This window comes from Pseudomonas costantinii, from assembly GCF_001870435.1.
Taxonomy (GTDB): Bacteria; Pseudomonadota; Gammaproteobacteria; order Pseudomonadales; family Pseudomonadaceae; genus Aquipseudomonas; species Aquipseudomonas costantinii.
Genome location: NZ_MDDR01000049.1, coordinates 1 through 333, shown reverse-complemented (window position 1 = coordinate 333; position 333 = coordinate 1). Strand labels below are relative to the sequence as shown.

Below are 333 nucleotides of genomic sequence, written 5' to 3'. Positions count from 1 at the left end.
AACGTCGTTGGCCGGGGTGTGGAACACCGCCGTGCCAGTCAGTTGATCGGCCTTGATGGTGATGGTTTGGCCGTTGCTCAACGTTACGGTGACGTCAGTTTGCGCCTTGTTGGTCAAGGTCGCGGTGTACGTGATGTCACCGCCTTCAACCACGGTTTTGTCCGCGGTCAGGGTAACGGTGGTGGTATCGATCGAGTCGGTGATGACAGTTTTAGCCGCATCAGGATTTGTCACCAACTTCTCGAAGTTACCGCCGTCGGTCTTGGTGATGGTGGTGCTGACGGTGGAACCGTTGTTGTAAACGTCGTTGGCCGGGGTGTGGAACACCGCCGT

The 333-nt window shown here is 57.1% G+C and carries 1 protein-coding gene; it reads right to left on the bottom strand.

Features of this window, described 5'->3' with window-relative positions; genetic code table 11:
• A partial coding sequence (locus BFL40_RS34140; protein WP_177217207.1) for an immunoglobulin-like domain-containing protein occupies positions 1 to 333 on the bottom strand: 333 nt, incomplete at both ends.